At 69.7% G+C, this 18,059-nt stretch carries 18 protein-coding genes; 6 read left to right on the top strand and 12 right to left on the bottom strand.

Translation table 11 applies throughout. The annotated features are described in order from the left end of the window. Positions 1-56: 56 nt before the first annotated feature. The 3 genes from purE to ABFG95_RS08725 are packed head-to-tail and all read left to right on the top strand — an operon-like array spanning position 57 to position 2,825. Entirely contained in the window at positions 57-578 is a 522-nt protein-coding gene (gene purE, locus ABFG95_RS08735; RefSeq protein WP_049075481.1) for a 5-(carboxyamino)imidazole ribonucleotide mutase, read from the top strand. Between the two features lie 5 nt (positions 579-583). Further along, on the top strand, positions 584-1,774 hold the full coding sequence (locus tag ABFG95_RS08730; protein ID WP_175203766.1) for a 5-(carboxyamino)imidazole ribonucleotide synthase: 1,191 nt from the start codon (positions 584-586) through the stop codon (positions 1,772-1,774). A 4-nt stretch (positions 1,775-1,778) separates the two neighbouring features. Beyond that, on the top strand, positions 1,779-2,825 hold the full coding sequence (locus ABFG95_RS08725; protein WP_059272335.1) for an L-threonylcarbamoyladenylate synthase: 1,047 nt from the start codon (positions 1,779-1,781) through the stop codon (positions 2,823-2,825). Between the two features lie 13 nt (positions 2,826-2,838). Here the strand turns inward: ABFG95_RS08725 and ABFG95_RS08720 are convergent, their stop codons facing one another. Genes ABFG95_RS08720 through ABFG95_RS08705 form a run of 4 tightly spaced genes read right to left on the bottom strand, consistent with a single transcriptional unit; the run spans position 2,839 to position 6,066 of the window. Next, complete coding sequence (locus ABFG95_RS08720; protein ID WP_049075473.1) at positions 2,839-3,666, bottom strand: IclR family transcriptional regulator C-terminal domain-containing protein; 828 nt, start codon at positions 3,664-3,666, stop codon at positions 2,839-2,841. After that, entirely contained in the window at positions 3,666-4,307 is a 642-nt protein-coding gene (locus tag ABFG95_RS08715) for a 3-oxoacid CoA-transferase subunit B (RefSeq protein WP_054417171.1), read from the bottom strand. The genes ABFG95_RS08720 and ABFG95_RS08715 overlap by 1 nt, the downstream gene beginning before the upstream one ends. A gap of 10 nt (positions 4,308-4,317) precedes the next feature. Further along, positions 4,318-4,998 (bottom strand): 3-oxoacid CoA-transferase subunit A, encoded by a 681-nt coding sequence (locus ABFG95_RS08710; RefSeq protein WP_049075470.1) that lies wholly within the window; start codon positions 4,996-4,998, stop codon positions 4,318-4,320. 51 nt (positions 4,999-5,049) lie between these two features. Further along, on the bottom strand, positions 5,050-6,066 hold the full coding sequence (locus tag ABFG95_RS08705; RefSeq protein WP_049075468.1) for a tripartite tricarboxylate transporter substrate binding protein: 1,017 nt from the start codon (positions 6,064-6,066) through the stop codon (positions 5,050-5,052). A 354-nt stretch (positions 6,067-6,420) separates the two neighbouring features. Between ABFG95_RS08705 and ABFG95_RS08700 the strand changes: the two genes are divergently transcribed. Continuing rightward, positions 6,421-7,443 (top strand): amino acid ABC transporter substrate-binding protein, encoded by a 1,023-nt coding sequence (locus ABFG95_RS08700; RefSeq protein WP_006385546.1) that lies wholly within the window; start codon positions 6,421-6,423, stop codon positions 7,441-7,443. 228 nt (positions 7,444-7,671) lie between these two features. Then, positions 7,672-9,228, top strand: coding sequence for an acetolactate synthase large subunit (locus ABFG95_RS08695; protein ID WP_100504199.1), 1,557 nt, complete (start codon positions 7,672-7,674; stop codon positions 9,226-9,228). A gap of 39 nt (positions 9,229-9,267) precedes the next feature. On the opposite strand, the gene ABFG95_RS08690 is transcribed toward ABFG95_RS08695, so the two are convergent. From ABFG95_RS08690 to ABFG95_RS08655, 8 genes are all read right to left on the bottom strand, one after another. Continuing rightward, positions 9,268-9,978: an ABC transporter ATP-binding protein gene (locus ABFG95_RS08690; protein ID WP_059272322.1), complete on the bottom strand. Its 711-nt coding sequence runs from the start codon at positions 9,976-9,978 to the stop codon at positions 9,268-9,270. Then, complete coding sequence (locus ABFG95_RS08685) at positions 9,966-10,739, bottom strand: ABC transporter ATP-binding protein (protein ID WP_348995765.1); 774 nt, start codon at positions 10,737-10,739, stop codon at positions 9,966-9,968. Before ABFG95_RS08685 ends, ABFG95_RS08690 begins: the two co-directional genes overlap by 13 nt. Next, positions 10,732-11,769: a branched-chain amino acid ABC transporter permease gene (locus ABFG95_RS08680; protein WP_068980120.1), complete on the bottom strand. Its 1,038-nt coding sequence runs from the start codon at positions 11,767-11,769 to the stop codon at positions 10,732-10,734. Before ABFG95_RS08680 ends, ABFG95_RS08685 begins: the two co-directional genes overlap by 8 nt. A gap of 2 nt (positions 11,770-11,771) precedes the next feature. Continuing rightward, positions 11,772-12,653 carry a branched-chain amino acid ABC transporter permease gene (locus ABFG95_RS08675; protein WP_006385541.1) on the bottom strand — a complete coding sequence of 294 codons (882 nt, stop codon included), beginning with the start codon at positions 12,651-12,653 and terminating at the stop codon, positions 11,772-11,774. A gap of 15 nt (positions 12,654-12,668) precedes the next feature. Then, complete coding sequence (locus ABFG95_RS08670) at positions 12,669-13,829, bottom strand: ABC transporter substrate-binding protein (protein ID WP_049075455.1); 1,161 nt, start codon at positions 13,827-13,829, stop codon at positions 12,669-12,671. 19 nt (positions 13,830-13,848) lie between these two features. Then, a complete protein-coding gene (locus tag ABFG95_RS08665) occupies positions 13,849-14,694 on the bottom strand; it encodes an alpha/beta hydrolase (protein WP_348995764.1) in 846 nt (281 codons plus the stop codon). Then, positions 14,691-16,250 (bottom strand): benzoate-CoA ligase family protein, encoded by a 1,560-nt coding sequence (locus ABFG95_RS08660; protein ID WP_175203757.1) that lies wholly within the window; start codon positions 16,248-16,250, stop codon positions 14,691-14,693. Before ABFG95_RS08660 ends, ABFG95_RS08665 begins: the two co-directional genes overlap by 4 nt. Before the next feature lie 169 nt (positions 16,251-16,419). Beyond that, positions 16,420-16,890, bottom strand: a complete 471-nt coding sequence (locus ABFG95_RS08655) for a DUF4863 family protein (RefSeq protein WP_020926744.1) — start codon at positions 16,888-16,890, stop codon at positions 16,420-16,422. A 178-nt stretch (positions 16,891-17,068) separates the two neighbouring features. Here ABFG95_RS08655 and ABFG95_RS08650 point away from each other — a divergent pair, with 178 nt between their 5' ends. Then, positions 17,069-17,980, top strand: coding sequence for a helix-turn-helix transcriptional regulator (locus ABFG95_RS08650; RefSeq protein WP_054501062.1), 912 nt, complete (start codon positions 17,069-17,071; stop codon positions 17,978-17,980). The last annotated feature ends 79 nt before the right edge of the window (positions 17,981-18,059 follow it).

Genomic DNA, 18,059 nt, shown 5'->3' with positions numbered 1-18,059 from the left:
GTAAAATACCGGGTTTCGCGGCACCGCCGCGGCCTTTCAACGACTCGACACCGGTTATGACAGCCAAGACTTCCGCAGCGGCGCAGGCCACCCCCGTGGTGGGCGTGATTATGGGTTCCTCCAGCGATTGGGAGGTCATGAAGCACGCCGTCACCATGCTCGAAGACTTCGGCGTGCCGTACGAGGCGCGCGTGATTTCCGCGCACCGCATGCCGCAGGACATGGCCGAGTATGGCGCCGCCGCGTTTGATCGCGGCCTGCGCGGCATCATCGCCGGCGCCGGCGGCGCGGCCCACCTGCCGGGCATGATGGCGGCCCTGACCGACGTGCCGGTGTTCGGCGTGCCGGTGCCGTCCAAGTACCTGCGCGGCGAGGATTCGCTGCTGTCCATCGTGCAGATGCCCAAGGGCGTGCCGGTGGCGACCTTCGCCATCGGCGAGGCCGGCGCCGCCAACGCCGCGCTGCACCTGATCGCCACGCTGGCGGGCACCGATGCCGGCCTGCGCAAGAAGCTGGTGGCATTCCGCGCGCGCCAGACGCAGGCGGCGCGCGACATGAAGGTTCCGCCCGAGGCCTGATCCCCATGACGCAATCGACTGCTTTCACCATTGCCCCCGGCGGCTGGCTCGGCCTGCTGGGCGGCGGCCAACTGGGCCGCATGTTCTGTCACGCGGCGCAAAGCCTGGGCTACAAGGTCGCGGTGCTGGACCCGGCCGCCGAATGCCCGGCGGGCATGGTGGCGGACCTGCACATCCAGGCCGCCTATGACGACGAAGACGGTTTGGCGCGCCTGGCGCAGACCTGTCAGGCCGTCACCACTGAATTCGAGAACGTGCCGGCCGACAGCCTGCGCGCGCTGGCGGCCCGCTGCCGCGTCAGCCCGGCCGCCGACGCGGTCGCCATCGTGCAGGACCGCATCGCCGAGAAGGCCTTCATCGCCAGCCAGGGCATCCCCGTCGCGCCGCACGCCGCCATCCGCAGCGAGGCCGACCTGCGCGCCGCGCCCGACAGCCTGTTCCCCGGCATCCTCAAGGTCGCGCGCCTGGGTTACGACGGCAAGGGCCAGGCCCGCATCGATTCGCGCGAGGCCGCGCTGGCCGCGTTCGCCGAGTTTGGCGGCGTGGCCTGCGTGCTGGAGGCGCTGATGCCGCTGGACTACGAGATTTCGGTCGTGATCGCGCGCGGTTTCGACGGCGCCAGCGTGGTGTTCCCGGTGGCGCGCAACGTGCATCGCGACGGCATCCTGGCCGTGTCGACAGCGGCGCCGGTCAAGCTCGACGCTGCCCACGCCGAACGCCAGGCGCAGGCCACCGCGGCCGCGCAGGCCATCGCGCAGGGCCTGGGCTACCACGGCGTGCTGTGCGTGGAATTCTTCGTGCTCAAGGACGGCAGCCTGATCGTCAACGAGATCGCACCGCGTCCGCACAACAGCGGCCACTACACCATGGACGCCTGCCTCACCAGCCAGTTCGAGCAGCAGGCGCGCGCCATGGCCGGCCTGCCGCTGGGCGGCACCGACCTGCTGGCGCCCGCCGTGATGCTGAACCTGCTGGGCGACATCTGGTATCCGTCGGCCACCGGCGACGCGCAGCGCGAGCCCGACTGGGCCGCCGCGCTGGCGGTGCCCACGGCCAAGCTGCACCTGTACGGCAAGCGCGAGGCGCGCCGCGGCCGCAAGATGGGCCACGTCACCATCGTCGCGCCGACGCTGCAGCAGGCCCAGGCCGACGCGGCGCGCGTCGCCGCCGCGCTGGGCATGCAGGCGCCCGAGTAACGCCATGTCCGCTTCGCCCGACTCCGCCAGCGCCGCGGACATCGCCGCCGCCGCCCGGCGCCTGCTGGCCGGCGAGCTGGTCGCGTTCCCGACCGAAACCGTCTACGGCCTGGGCGCGGACGCCGAGAACCCGCAGGCCGTGGGCCGGATCTACGCCGCCAAGGGCCGGCCGTCGAACCACCCGGTGATCGTGCACATCGCGCCGCAGGGCGACCTGTCGTACTGGGCGGCCGAGGTGCCGACCGAGGCGCGCCTGCTGATCGACGCCTTCTGGCCCGGTCCGCTGACGCTGATCCTCAAGCGCGCGCCGCACATCGCCGACACCGTCAGCGGCGGCCAGGACAGCATCGGCATCCGCTGCCCCTCGCATCCGGTGGCGCAGGCGCTGCTGGCGGCGTTCGCGGCCGGCAAGCCGAACGGGCAGGGCGGCGTGGCCGCGCCGTCGGCCAACAAGTTCGGCCAGGTCTCTCCCACCCGCGCCGACCACGTCCGCAGCGAATTTCCCGACGAGGTCGCGGCCGGCATGCCGGTGCTGGAAGGCGGCGCCTCGGAGGTCGGCATCGAATCGACCATCCTGGACCTGTCGCGGCTGGACCGCGGCGCCGGCCCGGTGCTGCTGCGCCCCGGCCACATCAGCGCCGCCCAGATCGAGGCCGTGCTGGGCGTGCAGGTGTTCGCGCCCGACGCCGCCGCGCCGCGCGCCTCGGGCACGCTGAAGGCGCACTATGCGCCGCGCACGGCGCTGGAACTGGCGTCCGACGCGCGCCTGCAAGCCGCGCTGCAAGGCCGCGGCCTGCCGCCGGGCAAGGTCGTGGTGGTGGCGTACACGCCGCCGCCGGCGGCCGTCGATGCGCGCATCCAGTGGCAACAGGTGCCGGCCGATCCGGCGCGCTACGCCCAGGCGCTGTATGCCTTGCTGCGCGACCTGGACGGCCAGGGCTTCGCGCGCATCATCGTGCAGGCGCCGCCGGACAGCGAGGCGTGGCACGCGGTCAACGACCGCATCGGCCGCGCCGCCGCCGCGTTCACGCTCGACACCACCGACTTGTAGGGGGGGCGGCCGCTCAGGCCGCCAGGAATTCCCCGATCCTGGCCACCGCCTGGCGCATCGGCGCCAGGAATTCCCCCGTCAATCGCTCCAGCGGCACCCGCGCCGCCTTGACGCTGACGTTGACCGCGCCGCAGGCCTTGCCGCTGGCCGAGCGCACCGGCACCGAGATGGCGCGCACATTCAATTCGAGTTCCTGGTCGACCACCGCGTAGTCCTGCTCGCGGATGCGCGCCAGCTCGGCCCGCAGGCGCGCCTCGGTGGTGATGGTGAACTCGGTGTAGGGCTGCAGTTCGATGGCGGCGAAGTAGCGCGCCAGCGCCGGCTCGGACAACTGCGCCAGCAGCACGCGGCCGATCGACGTGCAGTAGGCCGGCAGCCGGCTGCCCAGCCCCATCGAGGTGGCCAGCAGCCGGTTCACTTCCGAGCGCGCCAGGTAGAGCATTTCGTGCCCTTCCATGATGGCCAGCGCGCAGGTCTCGTTGACGCTGGCGCTCAGTTCCTCCAGCACCGGCTGCGCCAGCGAGACGAATGGCGTGGACGAGAAGTAGGCATAGCCCAGCCCCAGGATGCGCGGCGTCAGGATGTACTGGCGGCCATGCTGTTCGGCGATGCCCAACAGGATCAGCGTGTGCAGGCAGCGTTGCACCACCGCGCGCGGCAGGCCGGCGCGGCGCGCCAGTTCGGCCGCGGTCTGCGGATGGCGACGGGTGCCGAAGGCGCGGATCACGTGCAGGCCGCGCGCCAGCGTCAGCATGTAGTCGGGATCGCCGCGCAACTGATCAGGGTGATCCTCGGGAGCGAGGGGCGCGGCGTAGCCGGGCGGGGGAAGGTGGGGCAGCATCAGCCTGCGCGCAGCGGCGCGCCGGTGCGTGCCTGTAGCGCTGTCAATGTCATGCCGTCGATCATATCCCGGACCCACAGGCCGTCGGGCGTCACGTCGATCACGGCCAGGTCGGTGTAGATGCGGTCGACCACGCCGGCGCCGGTCAGCGGATAGGCGCAGCGCTCGACGATCTTGGGCGAGCCGTCCTTGCTGTTGTGCTCCATCAGGATGTAGACGCTGCGCGCGCCCACCGCCAGGTCCATGGCGCCGCCCACGGCCGGCGCCTCGCCGGGCTTGTTGAGCGACCAGTTGGCCAGGTCGCCGTTGGCCGCGACCTGCATGCCGCCCATGACGCAGATGTCCAGGTGGCCGCCGCGCATCATGGCGAAGGAGTCGGCATGGTGGAAGTAGGCGCCGCCGTCGAGCAGCGTCACCGGCTGCTTGCCGGCGTTGATGAGGTCCAGGTCGATGTCGTCCTCGGCCGGCGGCGGGCCCATGCCGAGAATGCCGTTTTCGCTGTGCAGCACGATCTCGCGGCCGGCGGGCAGGTGCGCGGCCACCAGCACCGGCATGCCGATGCCCAGGTTGACGTAGCTGCCGTCGGGAATGTCTTGCGCCAGGCGCCGCGCCATGGCTTCGCGGGTCAGGGGAGTGGGCATGGGGAATCCTTCAACTGGAGAACGCGGAGTGCGCCACCTGGGTGACGCGCTTGACGAAGATGCCCGGCGTCACCACGGCCTCGGGCGACAGCTCGCCCAACGCCACCTTGGCGCGCACCTGCACGATGGTGGTTTTCGCGGCCATGCACATGATGGGGCCGAAGTTGCGGGCGCTCTTGCGGTAGGTGAGATTGCCCCAGCGGTCGGCCAGGTCGGCCTTGACCAGCGCGAAGTCGCCGTGCAACGGGGTTTCGAAGACATGGCCGCGGCCGTCGATGATGCGGGTTTCCTTGCCGGCGGCCAGTTCGGTGCCATAGGCCGTGGGGGTGAAGAAGCCGCCCAGGCCGGCGCCGGCGGCGCGCAGCCGTTCGGCGATGGTGCCCTGCGGCACGCATTCCAGTTCGATGGCGCCGCGCCGGTACAGGTCGTCGAAGACCCACGAATGCGAGGCCTTGGGAAACGAGCAGATCACCTTGCGCACGCGGCCGGCCTTGATCAGCGCGGCCAGGCCGGTCTCGTGGTTGCCGGCGTTGTTGCTGACCACGGTGAGTTCGCGTGCGCCCTGGTCGATCAGGGCGTGCAGCAGTTCGGTGGGCATGCCGGCGCCGCCGAAGCCGCTGACCAGCACGGTGGCGCCGTCGTGGATGTCGGCCACGGCGGCGGCAGGGGTGTCGATGAACTTGTCGATCATGGTTGCCTTCGTATCAGGCGGGGCGCGGGTTGCCGGCGCGCCCCGCGGCCATCAGTCCACGGTGATGCGGGCCTGCTTGATGATTCCCGCATAGCGCGCCGAGTCCTGCTTCATCAGTTCGGCGAACTGGGCCGAGGTGCCGCTGGCCGGCAGGAAGCCGGCGTCCAGGAATTTCTGGCGCACGTCTGGCTCCTGCACGATCTCGCTGATCTCGCGCGCCATGCGTTCGATGATCGGCTTGGGCGTGTTGGCCGGCGCCATCAGGCCGGCCCACGAACCGGTGACGAAGCCCGGCATGCCGGCTTCCTCCATGGTGGGTATCGACGGCTCGGTCGGCCAGCGCTGCCGGCCGGTGAAGCCCAGCGCCTTCAGGCGGTTCTGCTTGACGTACTGCATCGGCACCAGGATCGGGTCGAACACCATCGACACCCGGCCGCCCAGCAGGTCGGTGAGGATCGGCGCGCTGCCCTTGTAGGCCACGTGCGTCATGGTGATGTTGTTGCGCAGCGCGAAATCGGCGCCGGTCAGGTGCGCGCTGGAGCCGTTGCCGCTGGAGGCGTAGGTGAGCTTGTCGGGATGCTTGCGGGCGTATTCCACCAGTTCGGCGACGCTGTTGACAGGCAGGTCCTGCGCCACGAACAGGAACAGCGGCAGGTCGGCCATCTGTGCCACGGGAACCAGGTCGTCCGGCTTGTAGCCCAGTTTGTAGAGATGGAAGTTGATGATGTAGGCCGGCAGGATCGACAGGAAGGTGTAGCCGTCCGGGTCGGCCTTGGCCGCGATCGCCGAGCCCACGCTGCTGTTGGCGCCGGGGCGGTTCTCGACAATGATGGTCTGCTTCAGGCGCGGGCCGAGCTTTTCGACCACGATGCGCGTGACGATGTCGGTAGAACCGCCCGGGGTATAGGGCACGATGATCTTGATGGGTTTGCTGGGCCAGTCCTGCGCGTGGGCGGGGCCGGCGGCCAGGCCGGTGGCGGCCAGGGCGGTGCAGAGCAGGGTCTTGAGGGCGTTGCGGCGGTGCCTTGCCGCGAGGCTGCCGGGCTGCGGTTTCCTTGCAAGTGCCATGGATTTGTCTCCTCCATGAGTCGGCCGTGTGCCCGTGTGCGTCCCGGGTTTTTGTTGTGGCGCGGCCGGTTTTTCTGTGAGTTGGTGAGTGCGCCGTCCAGCGGACAGGACGCGAAAAAAGTATGGCACGCAGGGGTCGCCCGACCGCCGCGCGGACCTGTCAATAAAGTTCGATCACCGGACTTCGAGTGCATTTCCGCTACCGCTTGCTACTCGGGTTTCCTCTAGGCTCGCGCGCGTTGTTCACGCCGTGGACATGGCGTAATCTGGCGGCCGGCCCGCAAAGCATGGGCTTGGTTTCAGCCGCGGCAGGCCTACAGGCCGGCGCGGGCATCTAATTCAGGAGAAGCAATAATGAAGCGGTTGATTTCGTTTGCTGCCGGCGCGCTTGCCCTGGCGTGCGCATCCCAGGCGGCGGTGGCCGGCCCCACGCTGGATGCGGTCAAGAAGAAGGGGTACGTGCAGTGCGGCCTGACCGACGGCGTCTCGGGCTTCTCGGCCACCAACAGCAAGGGGGAATGGGAAGGCATGGACGTGGACATCTGCCGCGCCGTCGCCGCCGCCGTGTTTGGCGACCCGACCAAATTCAAGGGCACCGCGCTGTCGACCCAGCAACGCTTCACCGCGCTGCAATCGGGCGAAGTCGACGTGCTGCTGCGCACCGTCACGCTGACGCAGACCCGCGACACCTCGCTGGGCCTGTCGGCCGTGGCCGCCAGCTTCTATGACGGCCAGGGCATCCTGGTGAACAAGAAGCTGGGCGTGAAAAGCGCCAAGGAACTGAACGGCGCCACCGTCTGCGTGCAGCCGGGCACCACCACCGAACTGAACCTGGCTGACTGGTTCCGCGCCAACAACATCGAATTCAAGCCGGTCGTGATCGACAAGGTCACCGAAGTCGTGCGCGCCTTCGAGTCGGGCCGTTGCGACGCCTTCACCGACGACGCCTCGCAGCTGGCCGCCGTGCGCGCCACGCAGGTCGCCAAACCGGACGACTACGAGATCCTGCCGGAACGCTTCTCCAAGGAGCCGCTCGGCCCCATGGTGCGCCAGGGCGACGAGAACTGGCTGGGCATCGTCCGCTGGACGCTGTTCGCGCTGCTGGAAGCCGAGGAATACGGCATCACGCAGAAGAACGTGGACGAGATGCTCAAGAGCAACAACCCCAACATCTCGCGCATCCTGGGCGTGACGCCGGGCGCCGGCAAGAACATGGGCCTGGACGAGAAGTGGGCCTACAACGCCATCAAGGCCGTGGGCAACTACAGCGAAGTGTTCGAGCGCAACGTCGGCAAGGACAGCAAGCTGGGCCTGCAACGCGGCACCAACGCGCTGTGGAGCAAGGGCGGCGCGATGTACCCGTGGCCGATCCGCTGATCGCGGTGACCTGAGCACGAACGGCCCGCCTTGCGCGGGCCGTTTTGTTTCCGGCGCTTGCCGGCGCCGCGGCCGCCCTGGAAATTCCGGCTGCCGGAACCCCCGAAATGGTTCCATGCCGGGCGCCGCAAATGGCTCTAGCCGGTTTGCGTTACCCTCCCTATGATTGCCGGGGAAGGGCGCGCAGCCGCTTGCGCCCGCCCGATACAAAACAACCAGGGAAACACGATGAACGGCGCTGATAGTCTTTGCGATACCCTTCTGGCCAATGATGTGGACGTCTGCTTTGCCAACCCGGGCACGTCCGAGATGCACTTCGTCGCGGCGCTGGATCGCAAACCGAAGATGCGCTGCGTGCTGGGCCTGTTCGAAGGCGTGGTGACGGGCGCCGCCGATGGCTACGCGCGCATGGCCGACAGGCCGGCGGCGACGCTGCTGCACCTGGGGCCGGGCCTGGGCAACGGTCTGGCCAACCTGCACAACGCCAAGCGCGCGCGCACGCCGATGGTCAACATCGTCGGCGATCACGCCACCTACCACGTGCAGTACGACGCGCCGCTGACCAGCGACGTCGAAGGCGTGGCGCGGCCCATGTCGCACTGGGTCAAGCGCGGCATGTCGGCCGAATCGATGTCGGCCGACGCCGCCGAGGCCATTGCCGTGGCGCGCCGCCATCCGGGCAACATCGCCACCCTGATCCTGCCGGCCAACTCCGCCTGGACCGAGCTGCCGGCCGACACCGCGGTGGCCAAGGTGGTCGACGAGGCCGTGCCGCACACCACCATCGAGGCGGTGCGCGCCGCCGCCAAGGCGATCCGCTCCGGCGAAACCACCACGCTGCTGCTGGGCAGCACCGCGCTGCGCGAACGCGCGCTCAAGGCCGCCGGCCGCATCGCCCGCGCCACCGGCGTGCGGCTCATGTCCGAGACCTCCAACCGCCGCGTCGAGCGCGGCGGCGACCGCACGCCGGTCGACCGCCTGCCGTACCCGATCGACCTGGCGGTGGCCAAGCTCAAGGACGTGCGCCACCTGGTGCTGGTCGGCGCCAAGGCCCCGGTGGGCTTTTTCGCCTATCCCGGCAAGCCCAGCCTGCTGGCGCCAGAGGATTGCGAGAAGATCGTGCTGGCCACCGTCGAGCAGGACCTGGCGCATGCGCTGGAATGGCTGGCCGACGAACTCGGCATCGCCGCCGACGCGCCGCGCCTGGCGGCGCCCGCGCCGGCCTACGAGGTGCCGGCCAGCGGCAAGCTGACCGGCGCCGCCGTCAACATCCTGGTGGCGCACCACTTGCCCGAGAATGCCATCGTCTGCGACGAGTCCATCACCCAGGGCCGCGAATTCCCGATCTACAGCGCCAGCAGCGCGCCGCATGACTGGCTGATGCTGACAGGCGGCGCCATCGGCATCGGCCTGCCGCTGGCGGCCGGCGCGGCGGTGGCCTGCCCGGACCGCAAGGTCATCACCCTGCAGGCGGACGGCAGCGGCATGTACACCTTGCAGGCGCTGTGGACGCAGGCGCGCGAGAACCTGGACTGCCTGACGGTGATCCTGGCCAACCGCTCCTACGCCACGCTGCACGGCGAAATGAAGAACGTGGGCGTGCAGGAGCCGGGCCGCAACGCGCGCCGCATGCTCGACCTGGAAGAACCGTATCTGGACTGGACGCACCTGGCGCGCGGCATGGGCGTGGAGGCGGTTAGCGTCGATACCGTGGAAGGCTTCGCCCGCGCCTTGCAGGACGGCCTGAAGCGCCGCGGCCCGTTCCTGATCGAAGCGCTGATCTGACGCGCCCGCCCCGCGTCGCGAGCAGGCGGCGCGGGGTAATCAGACCCCCAGGTAGCGAGTCAGCTGTTCGGGCGCGGCGGCCAGCGCCGCGCTGTCGCCGTCCTGCACGATCAATCCCTTTTCCATCACCAGGCAGCGGTCGGTGTGCGCCAGCACCGCGCGGTAGTTGCGGTCGACGATCAGCGTCGACATGCCGGTGGCGCGGATCTGCCGGATGATCTTCCAGATCTCGGCCACGATCAGCGGCGCCAGGCCTTCGGTGGCTTCGTCCAGGATCAGCAGGTCGGGGTTGGTCATCAGCGCCCGGCCGATCGCCAGCATCTGCTGTTCGCCGCCCGACAGCTGCTGGCCGCCATGGCCCAGCCGTTCCGTCAGGCGCGGAAAAGTCTCCAGCACCCGCGCATAGGTCCAGTCGCGCCGTCCCTGTTCGCCGGCGCGCGCCGCCACCAGCAGGTTCTCGCGAACGCTCAGGTTGGGGAAGATGCCGCGGCCTTCGGGTACGTAGGCCACGCCCATCCGCGCGATGGCGTGCGGCCGGGCGCGGGTGCAGTCGGCGCCGCGCACCGCCACGCGGCCCTGGGCGCTGCGCACCTGGCCCACCAGGCTGCGGATCAGCGTGGTCTTGCCCATGCCGTTGCGGCCCACCAGTCCCACGGACTCGCCCGCCCCGATGCGCAGGCCGACGCCGCGCAGCACGTGGCTGGCGCCGTAGTACACATGCAGGCCGTCGGCTTCGATCAGTGCGCGCATGTGAAGTCTCCGTCCAGGTCTTCGCCCAGGTAGGCGGTGCGCACCTCGGCATTGGCGCGGATCCGCGCCGGGTCGCCGCTGGCGATGCTGCTGCCGTTGACCATCACGGTGATGGTGTCGGCGATGCGGAACACCGCGTCCATGTCGTGCTCGACCAGCAGGATGGCGTGGTTGGCCTTGAGCGTCCGCAGCAGCGCCAGGATGCGGTCGGTTTCCTCCGGGCCCATGCCGGCCAGCGGTTCGTCCAGCAGCAGCACCTGCGGTTCGCCGGCCAGGCACATGGCGATCTCGAGCTGCCGCTTGCGGCCATGCGGCAGCAGCCCCGCCGGTTGTATGGCGTCGGCCGCCAGGCCGGTGCGCTCCAGCGCCTGCGCGGCCAGGTCGGCGCTGACCGCGCAGGCCGAGGCCGGCCGCCACCAGTGCCAGAAGCGCTGGCGCCGCGCCTGCGCCGCCAGCCGGCAGTTTTCGAACACGCTCAGTTCCGGGAACAGGGTCGAGCGCTGGTAGCTGCGGCCCAGGCCGGCGCGGGCGCGCTCAGGCTGGTCCCAGGCGGTGATGTCGCGCCCGCCCAGCGACACCTGGCCGCTGCTGGGCGCCAGTTCGCCGGACAGGATGTTGATGAGGGTCGACTTGCCCGCGCCATTGGTGCCGATGACGGCATGCACTTCGCCGCGTTGCAATGCCAGCGATACGCCGTTGACGGCGGTCAGGCCGCCGAAGCGCCGGGTGACCGCGTTGGCGGTCAGCAGGGGATCAGGCATGGGGCTCTCCTTGGATCGGCAGGGCCAGCGGTTTGGCGGCGGGCGAGGCCGGCGTGTTGGGGGCGTGGCGGGCGCGGCGCCGGCGCCATTGCGCCGGCAGGCCGGCCAGCCCGTCGGGCAGCAGCGCGACCAGCGCGATGATGGCCAGGCCCAGCGGCAAGTGCCAGTGGCGCGCGTAGTCGCCGAACAGCGCCTGCGACTGGAACAGTTCCTGCAACAGCACTAGCGCGGCCGTGCCCAGCACCGCGCCGCCCAGGCTGCCCATGCCGCCCAGGATCACCATCAGCAGCACCAGCCCCGATTGTTCCCAGGCCAGCAGCTCGGGCGTGACGAAGCCATCCTTGAGCGCGAACAGAAAGCCGGCCAGGCCCGCCAGCGCGGCGCCGATCACATACGCCGCCAGCTTGTACGGATAGGTCGAATAGCCGGCCGCCCGCATGCGCTGTTCGTTGATGCGGATGCCGGCCAGCGCCGCGCCGAACGGCGAGCGCCGCAGCAGGGCGAGGAAGCCCCAGGTCAGCGCCAGACAGGCCAGCACGAAGAAATAATAGGTATTGCCCTGGTCCAGGTCGAATGGCAGCCAGCCTGCGATATTGGCCTGCGGCCGGAAGTACAGGTAGATGCCGTCGCTGCCGCCGCCGACCTTGGTGTCATGGAACACGTAGTAGGCCATCTGCGCGAAGGCCAGCGTCACCATGATGAAGTACACGCCGCGCGTGCGCAGCGCCAGCGCGCCGGTCAGCGCGGCGTAGGCGGCGGCCGCCAGCAGCGCCGCCGGCAACAGCCACCAAAGGCTGGCCGCCTCCGACTGCGGCGATAGCAGCGCGGCGGCATAGGCGCCGATGCCGAAGAACGCCGCGTGCCCCAGGCTGACCAGCCCCGCGCCGCCCACCAGCAACTGCAGGCTGAGCGCGAACACCGCGTAGATCATGATCTTCACGGCCAGGCCGGTGTAGTAGTCGCTGCCGCTCCAGGCGAAGGCGGCCAGCGCCAGCAGGGTCGCGACAGGCAGGAGTCGATTCACATTCATGGTCAGCCCTGTTTGAACAGCCCTTCGGGCTTGCACAGCAGAATCGCGGCCATCAGCACGTACACCAGCACGCCCGCGGCGGCGGGGAACAGCACCTGGCCGAAGGTCTCGACCACGCCCACCAGCATCGCCGCCAGGAACGCGCCGCGGATCGAACCGATGCCGCCGATCACCACCACCACGAAGCAGATGATGAGCACGCCGTTGCCCATGCCCGGATACACCGACGACACCGGCGCGGCGATGCTGCCGGCCAGCGCCGCCAGCGCCACGCCGGCGGCGAACACCAGCCGGTACAGCTTGTTGACGTCGATGCCCAGCGACCCGGTCATCTCGCGGTTGCTGGCGCCGGCGCGCAGCATCATGCCGAGCCGCGTGCGCGCGATGACCCAGTACAGCAGCAGCGCCACCGCGATGCCCACCGCCGAGATGAACAGCCGGTACACCGGATAGGTCATCACGTCGCCCAGCGCGATGCTGCCCTGCAGCCAGGACGGCAGCGGCACGCCGTGCACGTCGTTGCCCACCAGGATGCTGCGCAGTTCCTCGAACACCAGGATCAGGCCGTAGGTCATCAGCACCTGCTGCAGGTGGTTGCGGCGGTACAGGTAGCTGAAGAACGCCGCCTCCAGCAGATAGCCGAGCGCGGCCGCGGCCAGCACGCACACCGCCAGGGTGGCGACGAAGCCGCCGCCGAGCCAGCGATCCACCGCCGGCCCCAGCGCGAACGCCATGTAGGCGCCGATCATGTAGAAGCTGCCGTGCGCCAGGTTGATGATCCCCATGATGCCGAAGATCAGCGTGAGCCCGCTGGCCACCAGGAACAGCAACAGGCCGTACTGGAAGGCGTTCAGGCTCTGGATGAGCAGGATGCCGAGGTCCATGGGGACTCTCCAGTCCTAGAGCTTGCAGCCGCGGGCCGGGTCGGCCAGCTTGCGCACGGCCACGTCCACCACCTTGTTTTCCAGGCCGTCGACGCGGCGCAGGTAGATGTCCTGCACCGGGTTGCCGGCCTTGGACAGCGTGAACGCGCCGCGCGGGCTGTCGACCGTGGCGCCGCGCATGGCCTCGCGGAATTCCGCCTTCTTGCCGAAGTCGCCCTTGACTGCCGCCAGCCCCGACTGCATCAGTTGCGCGGCGTCGTAGCCTTGCACCGCGTACACGTCGGGCTGCATGTTGTAGGCTTTGCCGTAGTCGGCGCGGAAGGCGTTGTCGCGCGGCGTGTTCAGGCCGTCGGCGTAGTGCAGGGTGGTCAGCAGCCCCTGCGCCGACGCGCCCTGCGCTTGCAGCGTGCCGTCGGTGAGAAAGCCCGAGCCGTACAGCGGGATGGTCTTGTCCAGGCCAGCCGCGTGATAGTCCTGCACGAACTTGACCGCGCCGCCGCCGGCGAAGAAGGTGAACACCATGTCGGGCTTGAGCGCGGCGATCTCGGTCAGGAGCGACTGGAATTCGACGTTGGGGAAGGGCAGGCTCAGTTCCTTGACCACCTTGCCGCCGGCCTGCTCGAAGCCTTCCTTGAAACCACCGATGGCCTCGTCGCCGGCCGCGTACTTCCAGGTGATGGTCACCGCCGTCTTGTGGCCGCGCGCCTTCGCCACCGGGCCCATGGCGTAGGCCGGCTGCCAGTTGGTGAACGAGGTGCGGAAAATGCCGGGGCCGCACAGCGGGCCGGTGATGGCGTTGGCGCCGGCGTTCGTCACGATGAGCGTGGTGTCGGCGTCCTTGGCGGCCTTGGCCAGCGCCATCGCCACGCCCGAGTGCACGGTGCCGATCAGCACATCGACCTGGTCGCGCTTGATGAGGCGGTTGGCGTTCTCGGCGGCCTTGGACGGGTTGGACTCGTCGTCCACCTTGAAGTATTCGATCTCGCGCCCGCCGAGCTTGCCGCCCTGTTCGGCCACATACAGCTTGAAGCCGTTCTCGATGGCGGTGCCGAGCGCGGCGTAGGTGCCGCTGTAGGGCAGCATGAAGCCGACTTTGAGCTTGTCGGCGGCCAGGGCGCCGCTTGCGGCCAGCATCAGCGCCGCGCTCAGCGCGGCCCGGGTCAGGGCGTGGGTCATGGTGGTGTCTCCGTGCTTGTCATGGGCTGCCGCTGGGGCGGCCGGGTTGGTCCAGCGCGCCGACGAAGCCGGCGATGGCCTGGATAACGATGGCGGGCTGGTCCTTGTGCGGCGAATGGCGGCAGTCGGGAATCTCCAGCAGCCGTGTCTGCGGCGCGGCGCGGCGGATGCCGCGTATCTGTTCGAGCGTGCCGTATTCATCGTCCACGCCCTGCATCGCCAGCACGGGGCAGGCGATGGTGGGCAGGTGATCCTCGATGTTCCAGCGCCGGAAGGCGGGGTCCAGCCAGACGTCGTTCCAGCCACTGAAGGCCGAATCGACGTCATCGTGATGGCGCGCCAGCCGCGCGCGCAGGTCGGTGTCGCGGTAGGCCTGGCGCGCCTGTTCGATATGCGCCACGGTGCGGTCCTCGACGAAGATGTGCGGCGCCGCCACCGCGACGCCCGCGACTGCGCCGGGATGCAGGGCGGCGTAGAGCAGCGCGATGGAGCCGCCATCGCTGTGGCCGAACAGGATGGGCCGGTCGCGGCTGGCGTCGATGCCAAGCGCGGCGAGCAGCGCGGGCAGTACGTCGGCGGCCTCGCGGTGCATGAAGTCGACCGGGCGCTTTTCGCCCGAGGCCAGCGGCGTGGAGCGGCCGTAGCCGTGGCGCGAATAGACCAGCCCGCGGCAGCCGGCGGCGGCGCAGGCCTGCCGCGGCCAGTCCTTCCACATCGACACGGACCCCAGTCCTTCGTGCAGGAACACCAGCAGCGGCGCATCCCGGCGCGCGGCCGCGATCCACTGGTATTCCAGGCGCAGGTCGCGTCCCGCCGCGCGCACGTCGGCCAGGGCGGTGGGCTCGGGGGCGGGCACGGCGCTCATGGCGTGACCTGTTCCAACTGCCGCAGGCGGAATCGCTGGATCTTGCCGGTGGCGGTCTTGGGCAGTTCGTCGGTGAAGTCGATCTGGCGCGGATACTTGAAGGGCGCCAGGTGCTGCTTGACGTAGCGCTGCAGGTCGGCGCCGGTGTTCGCGTCCGGCGCGTAGCCCGGCCGCAGCACCACGTAGGCCTTGGTCTTGACCAGTCCGTCGTGGTCCGGCACGCCGATCACGGCGGCTTCGAGCACCGCCTCGTGCTGCACCAGCACGTTCTCCACTTCCACCGGCGACACGTACTGGCCGCTGACTTTGATCATGTCGTCGCTGCGGCCGGCATAGGTGTAGTAGCCGTCGGCGTCGCAGATGTACTTGTCGCCGCTCTTGAGCCAATCGCCCAGGAAGCACTGGCGCGTCTTGTCGCGGTTGTTCCAGTACATCAGCGCCGCGCTCGGGCCCTTGATGTACAGGTCGCCAATCGCGCCAGCGGCCACCGGCGCGCCGTTGTCGTCGCGCAGTTGCACCTCGTAGCCGGGCACCGGCTTGCCGGTGGTGCCGTAGCGCAACTGCCCGGCGCGGTTCGACAGGAAAATGTGCAGCATCTCGGTCGAGCCGATGCCGTCCAGGATGTCACAGCCGAAATGGCGCTGGAAGCGTTCGCCGATGTCGCGCGGCAGGGCTTCGCCGGCCGAGGTGCAGATGCGCATCGCCACCTGTTCGCGCGGCGGCAGGTCGGGCGCGGCCAGCATGCTGGCGTACAGCGTCGGCACGCCGTAGAACACGGTCGGACGGTGCCGCACCAGGCGCTGGAATACGGCCTGCGGCGTGGGCCGCTCGGCCATCAGCACGACGGTGGCGCCCACCGACAGCGGAAAGGTCAGGCCGTTGCCCAGCCCGTAGGCGAAGAACAGCTTGGCGGCCGAGAACGCAATATCGTCCTCGCGGATGCCCAGCACCGGCTTGGCGTAGAGCTCGGCGGTGTGCCACAGGTTGCCATGGGTGTGGACCACGCCCTTGGGCTTGCCGGTGGAGCCCGACGAATACAGCCAGAAGGCGATCTCATCGGACAGCGTGCGCGCGGCCGGCGCCAGCGGGGCGGCGGCCAGCAGCGCGTCGAGTTCGTGCGCGCCGGCAGGCAGCGCCGCCGCGGGGCGTGACACCACCAGGTGTTCGACCTCGCCGGGCGCCTGCGCCAGCGCGGCCTGCAAGGTCGGCAGCAGGCTCTCGGAGACGAACGCGGCGCGCACGCGGCTGTGGTTGAGGATGTAGGCGTAGTCGTCCGGCGTCAGCAGGGTGTTCACGGCCACGGGCACGACGCCGGCGTGGAGCGCGCCCAGGAACACCACCGGCCAGTCCGCCGTGTCCTGCATCAGCAGCAGGATGCGTTCTTCGCGCCGCAGGCCCAACTGGCGCAGTGCGCCCGCCATGCGCGCCACGTGTTCGGCCAGTTCGCCGTAGGTGAGCTGGCGGGTGTCGTCGATGTAGGCCAGCTTGGCGGCGCGCGGCGCGTTCAAGGCGGCCAGGTGGCTGGCGAAGTTCAGTTCGGCGGGGCAGGCATTCACGGTTGTCTCCTGGTGTCCTGGCGGGCGGGGCGGCCTGTCCGGCGGTCCGCAAGCGTCTGGCGGCTTGTCGTGACCGGGGACAGGGCATGAGGCGCGGGTCAGCCCGCGCCGGCAGCCGGCCGGCCACGCGGGGCGCGGCCGGGGCGCTGTGGGGAAGCGGGGCGCGGATTCATGCGCGGGTGAACTCGATGGCGCCGCCGGGCAGCAGGTACAGCACCAGCGCGCGGCCCTGCGTCACGGTGGGGCGGTGGGCGCTGCCGGGGCCATAGACCAGCCAGCCGGCGCCGTGGCCGTCGAAGCGCGCTGCGTCGGTCAGCGGCATGATCATGTCGACTTCGCCGTTGGGATGCGCGTGGTGCGGGCCGGCCAGATCGTCCATGTCGACCACGTCCACCGAGCAGCCGCCCAGGTCCTCGGCCGGCTTGATGACGCGGCCGTAGCGGATGCCGCCGCCTTCTCGGTTGCACATCCAGCCGTCGGCCACGCCCTGCCTACAGGCGGCGAAGATGTCGGCGTACAACGCGCTGTCGGGGCCGGCCTGCTGGTTCAGGCGCTGCTGCAGGGCGCCGTCGAGCGCCTGGCCGGCCATCAGGTCCGTCACCTGGCGCATCAGCGCGTGGAATCGTTCTGGCGTGCTCACCCGGTCTCCTCCTATACACTGTCGGCGCTTCAGCGGCGGATGCAATCCAGTGCTGTTTTGTCGCACCTGACATGCTGTTGAAGCTGTTTGAGGAAAAATAGTGCTTCCATTGATGCGGGTCAAGCACTATAGTGCATAAATCGGGTGTTATCAGGGTTTTTGCGGAGTCAGCTACACCATGAACCAAGCGCTAGAAGACGCGGCGCCAACCGAACCCAGGCGGGAAGCCTTCCTGGTGGCGCTGGGCGAGCGGGTGCGCCGCCTGCGGGCCATCCGCGGCATGACGCGCAAGGGGTTGTCGCAGGTGACCGGCGTGTCCGAGCGGCATCTGGCCAATCTCGAGCACGGCGTGGGCAATGCCTCGATCCTGGTGCTGCTGCAGATCGCCAAGGCCTTCAACTGCGCGCTGGCCGAGCTGGTGGGGGATGTCACCACCGAATCGCCCGACTGGCTGCTGATCCGCGAGCTGCTCAGCGGCCGCACCGAGTCCGATCTGCAGCGCGCCCGCGAGGCGCTGACCCAGCTGTTCGGCGTGGGCGCCGGCGCGCAGCGCCCCAACCGCACGCAGCGCATCGCGCTGATCGGCCTGCGCGGCGCGGGCAAGTCGACGCTGGGCCAGATGCTGGCCGATGACCTGGGCTACCCGTTCGTCGAGCTGAACCGCGAGATCGAGCGCGTGGCCGGCTGCAGCATCCTGGAAATCCACAACCTGTACGGCCCGAACGCCTATCGGCGCTACGAGCGGCGCGCGCTGGAAGAGGCGGTGCAGATCTATCCGGAAATGGTGCTGGCCACCCCCGGCGGCCTGGTGTCCGAGCCGGCCACGCTCAACCTGCTGCTGGCGCACTGCTACACGGTCTGGTTGCGCGCCACGCCCGAGGAGCACATGGGCCGGGTGATGGCGCAGGGGGACTTCCGGCCGATGTCCGGCAACAACGAAGCCATGGCCGACCTGAAGCGCATCCTGGCCGGGCGCGAGGCGTTCTACGCCAAGGCCGACCTGACCTGGGTCACCAGCCACCTGGACGTGCAGGAGAGCTTCGCCGGCCTGCGTACCCAGGTGCGCAAGGCCTGCGGCCTGCCGCTGTAGCGCCCGCGTCTTTCGCCGACCGCCAGGGCCGCCCGTTGGGGCGGCCTTTTGTTTGGCGGGGCGCGGACGTCGGCCTGTC

The organism is Achromobacter sp. HNDS-1 (assembly GCF_040084795.1).
Taxonomy (GTDB): domain Bacteria; phylum Pseudomonadota; class Gammaproteobacteria; order Burkholderiales; family Burkholderiaceae_B; genus Achromobacter; species Achromobacter ruhlandii.
The sequence above is the reverse complement of the archived record's forward strand: the minus strand, read 5'-3'. Positions and strand labels throughout refer to the sequence as shown.

Bases quoted from the DNA above. Each gene is read 5' to 3' on its own strand.
- purE (WP_049075481.1), top strand. From the start codon at position 57: ATGACAGCCAAGACTTCCGCAGCGGCGCAGGCCACCCCCGTGGTGGGC.
- ABFG95_RS08730 (WP_175203766.1), top strand. From the start codon at position 584: ATGACGCAATCGACTGCTTTCACCATTGCCCCCGGCGGCTGGCTCGGC.
- ABFG95_RS08725 (WP_059272335.1), top strand. From the start codon at position 1,779: ATGTCCGCTTCGCCCGACTCCGCCAGCGCCGCGGACATCGCCGCCGCC.
- ABFG95_RS08720 (WP_049075473.1), bottom strand. From the start codon at position 3,666: ATGCTGCCCCACCTTCCCCCGCCCGGCTACGCCGCGCCCCTCGCTCCC.
- ABFG95_RS08715 (WP_054417171.1), bottom strand. From the start codon at position 4,307: ATGCCCACTCCCCTGACCCGCGAAGCCATGGCGCGGCGCCTGGCGCAA.
- ABFG95_RS08710 (WP_049075470.1), bottom strand. From the start codon at position 4,998: ATGATCGACAAGTTCATCGACACCCCTGCCGCCGCCGTGGCCGACATC.
- ABFG95_RS08705 (WP_049075468.1), bottom strand. From the start codon at position 6,066: ATGGCACTTGCAAGGAAACCGCAGCCCGGCAGCCTCGCGGCAAGGCAC.
- ABFG95_RS08700 (WP_006385546.1), top strand. From the start codon at position 6,421: ATGAAGCGGTTGATTTCGTTTGCTGCCGGCGCGCTTGCCCTGGCGTGC.
- ABFG95_RS08695 (WP_100504199.1), top strand. From the start codon at position 7,672: ATGAACGGCGCTGATAGTCTTTGCGATACCCTTCTGGCCAATGATGTG.
- ABFG95_RS08690 (WP_059272322.1), bottom strand. From the start codon at position 9,978: ATGCGCGCACTGATCGAAGCCGACGGCCTGCATGTGTACTACGGCGCC.
- ABFG95_RS08685 (WP_348995765.1), bottom strand. From the start codon at position 10,739: ATGCCTGATCCCCTGCTGACCGCCAACGCGGTCACCCGGCGCTTCGGC.
- ABFG95_RS08680 (WP_068980120.1), bottom strand. From the start codon at position 11,769: ATGAATGTGAATCGACTCCTGCCTGTCGCGACCCTGCTGGCGCTGGCC.
- ABFG95_RS08675 (WP_006385541.1), bottom strand. From the start codon at position 12,653: ATGGACCTCGGCATCCTGCTCATCCAGAGCCTGAACGCCTTCCAGTAC.
- ABFG95_RS08670 (WP_049075455.1), bottom strand. From the start codon at position 13,829: ATGACCCACGCCCTGACCCGGGCCGCGCTGAGCGCGGCGCTGATGCTG.
- ABFG95_RS08665 (WP_348995764.1), bottom strand. From the start codon at position 14,694: ATGAGCGCCGTGCCCGCCCCCGAGCCCACCGCCCTGGCCGACGTGCGC.
- ABFG95_RS08650 (WP_054501062.1), top strand. From the start codon at position 17,069: ATGAACCAAGCGCTAGAAGACGCGGCGCCAACCGAACCCAGGCGGGAA.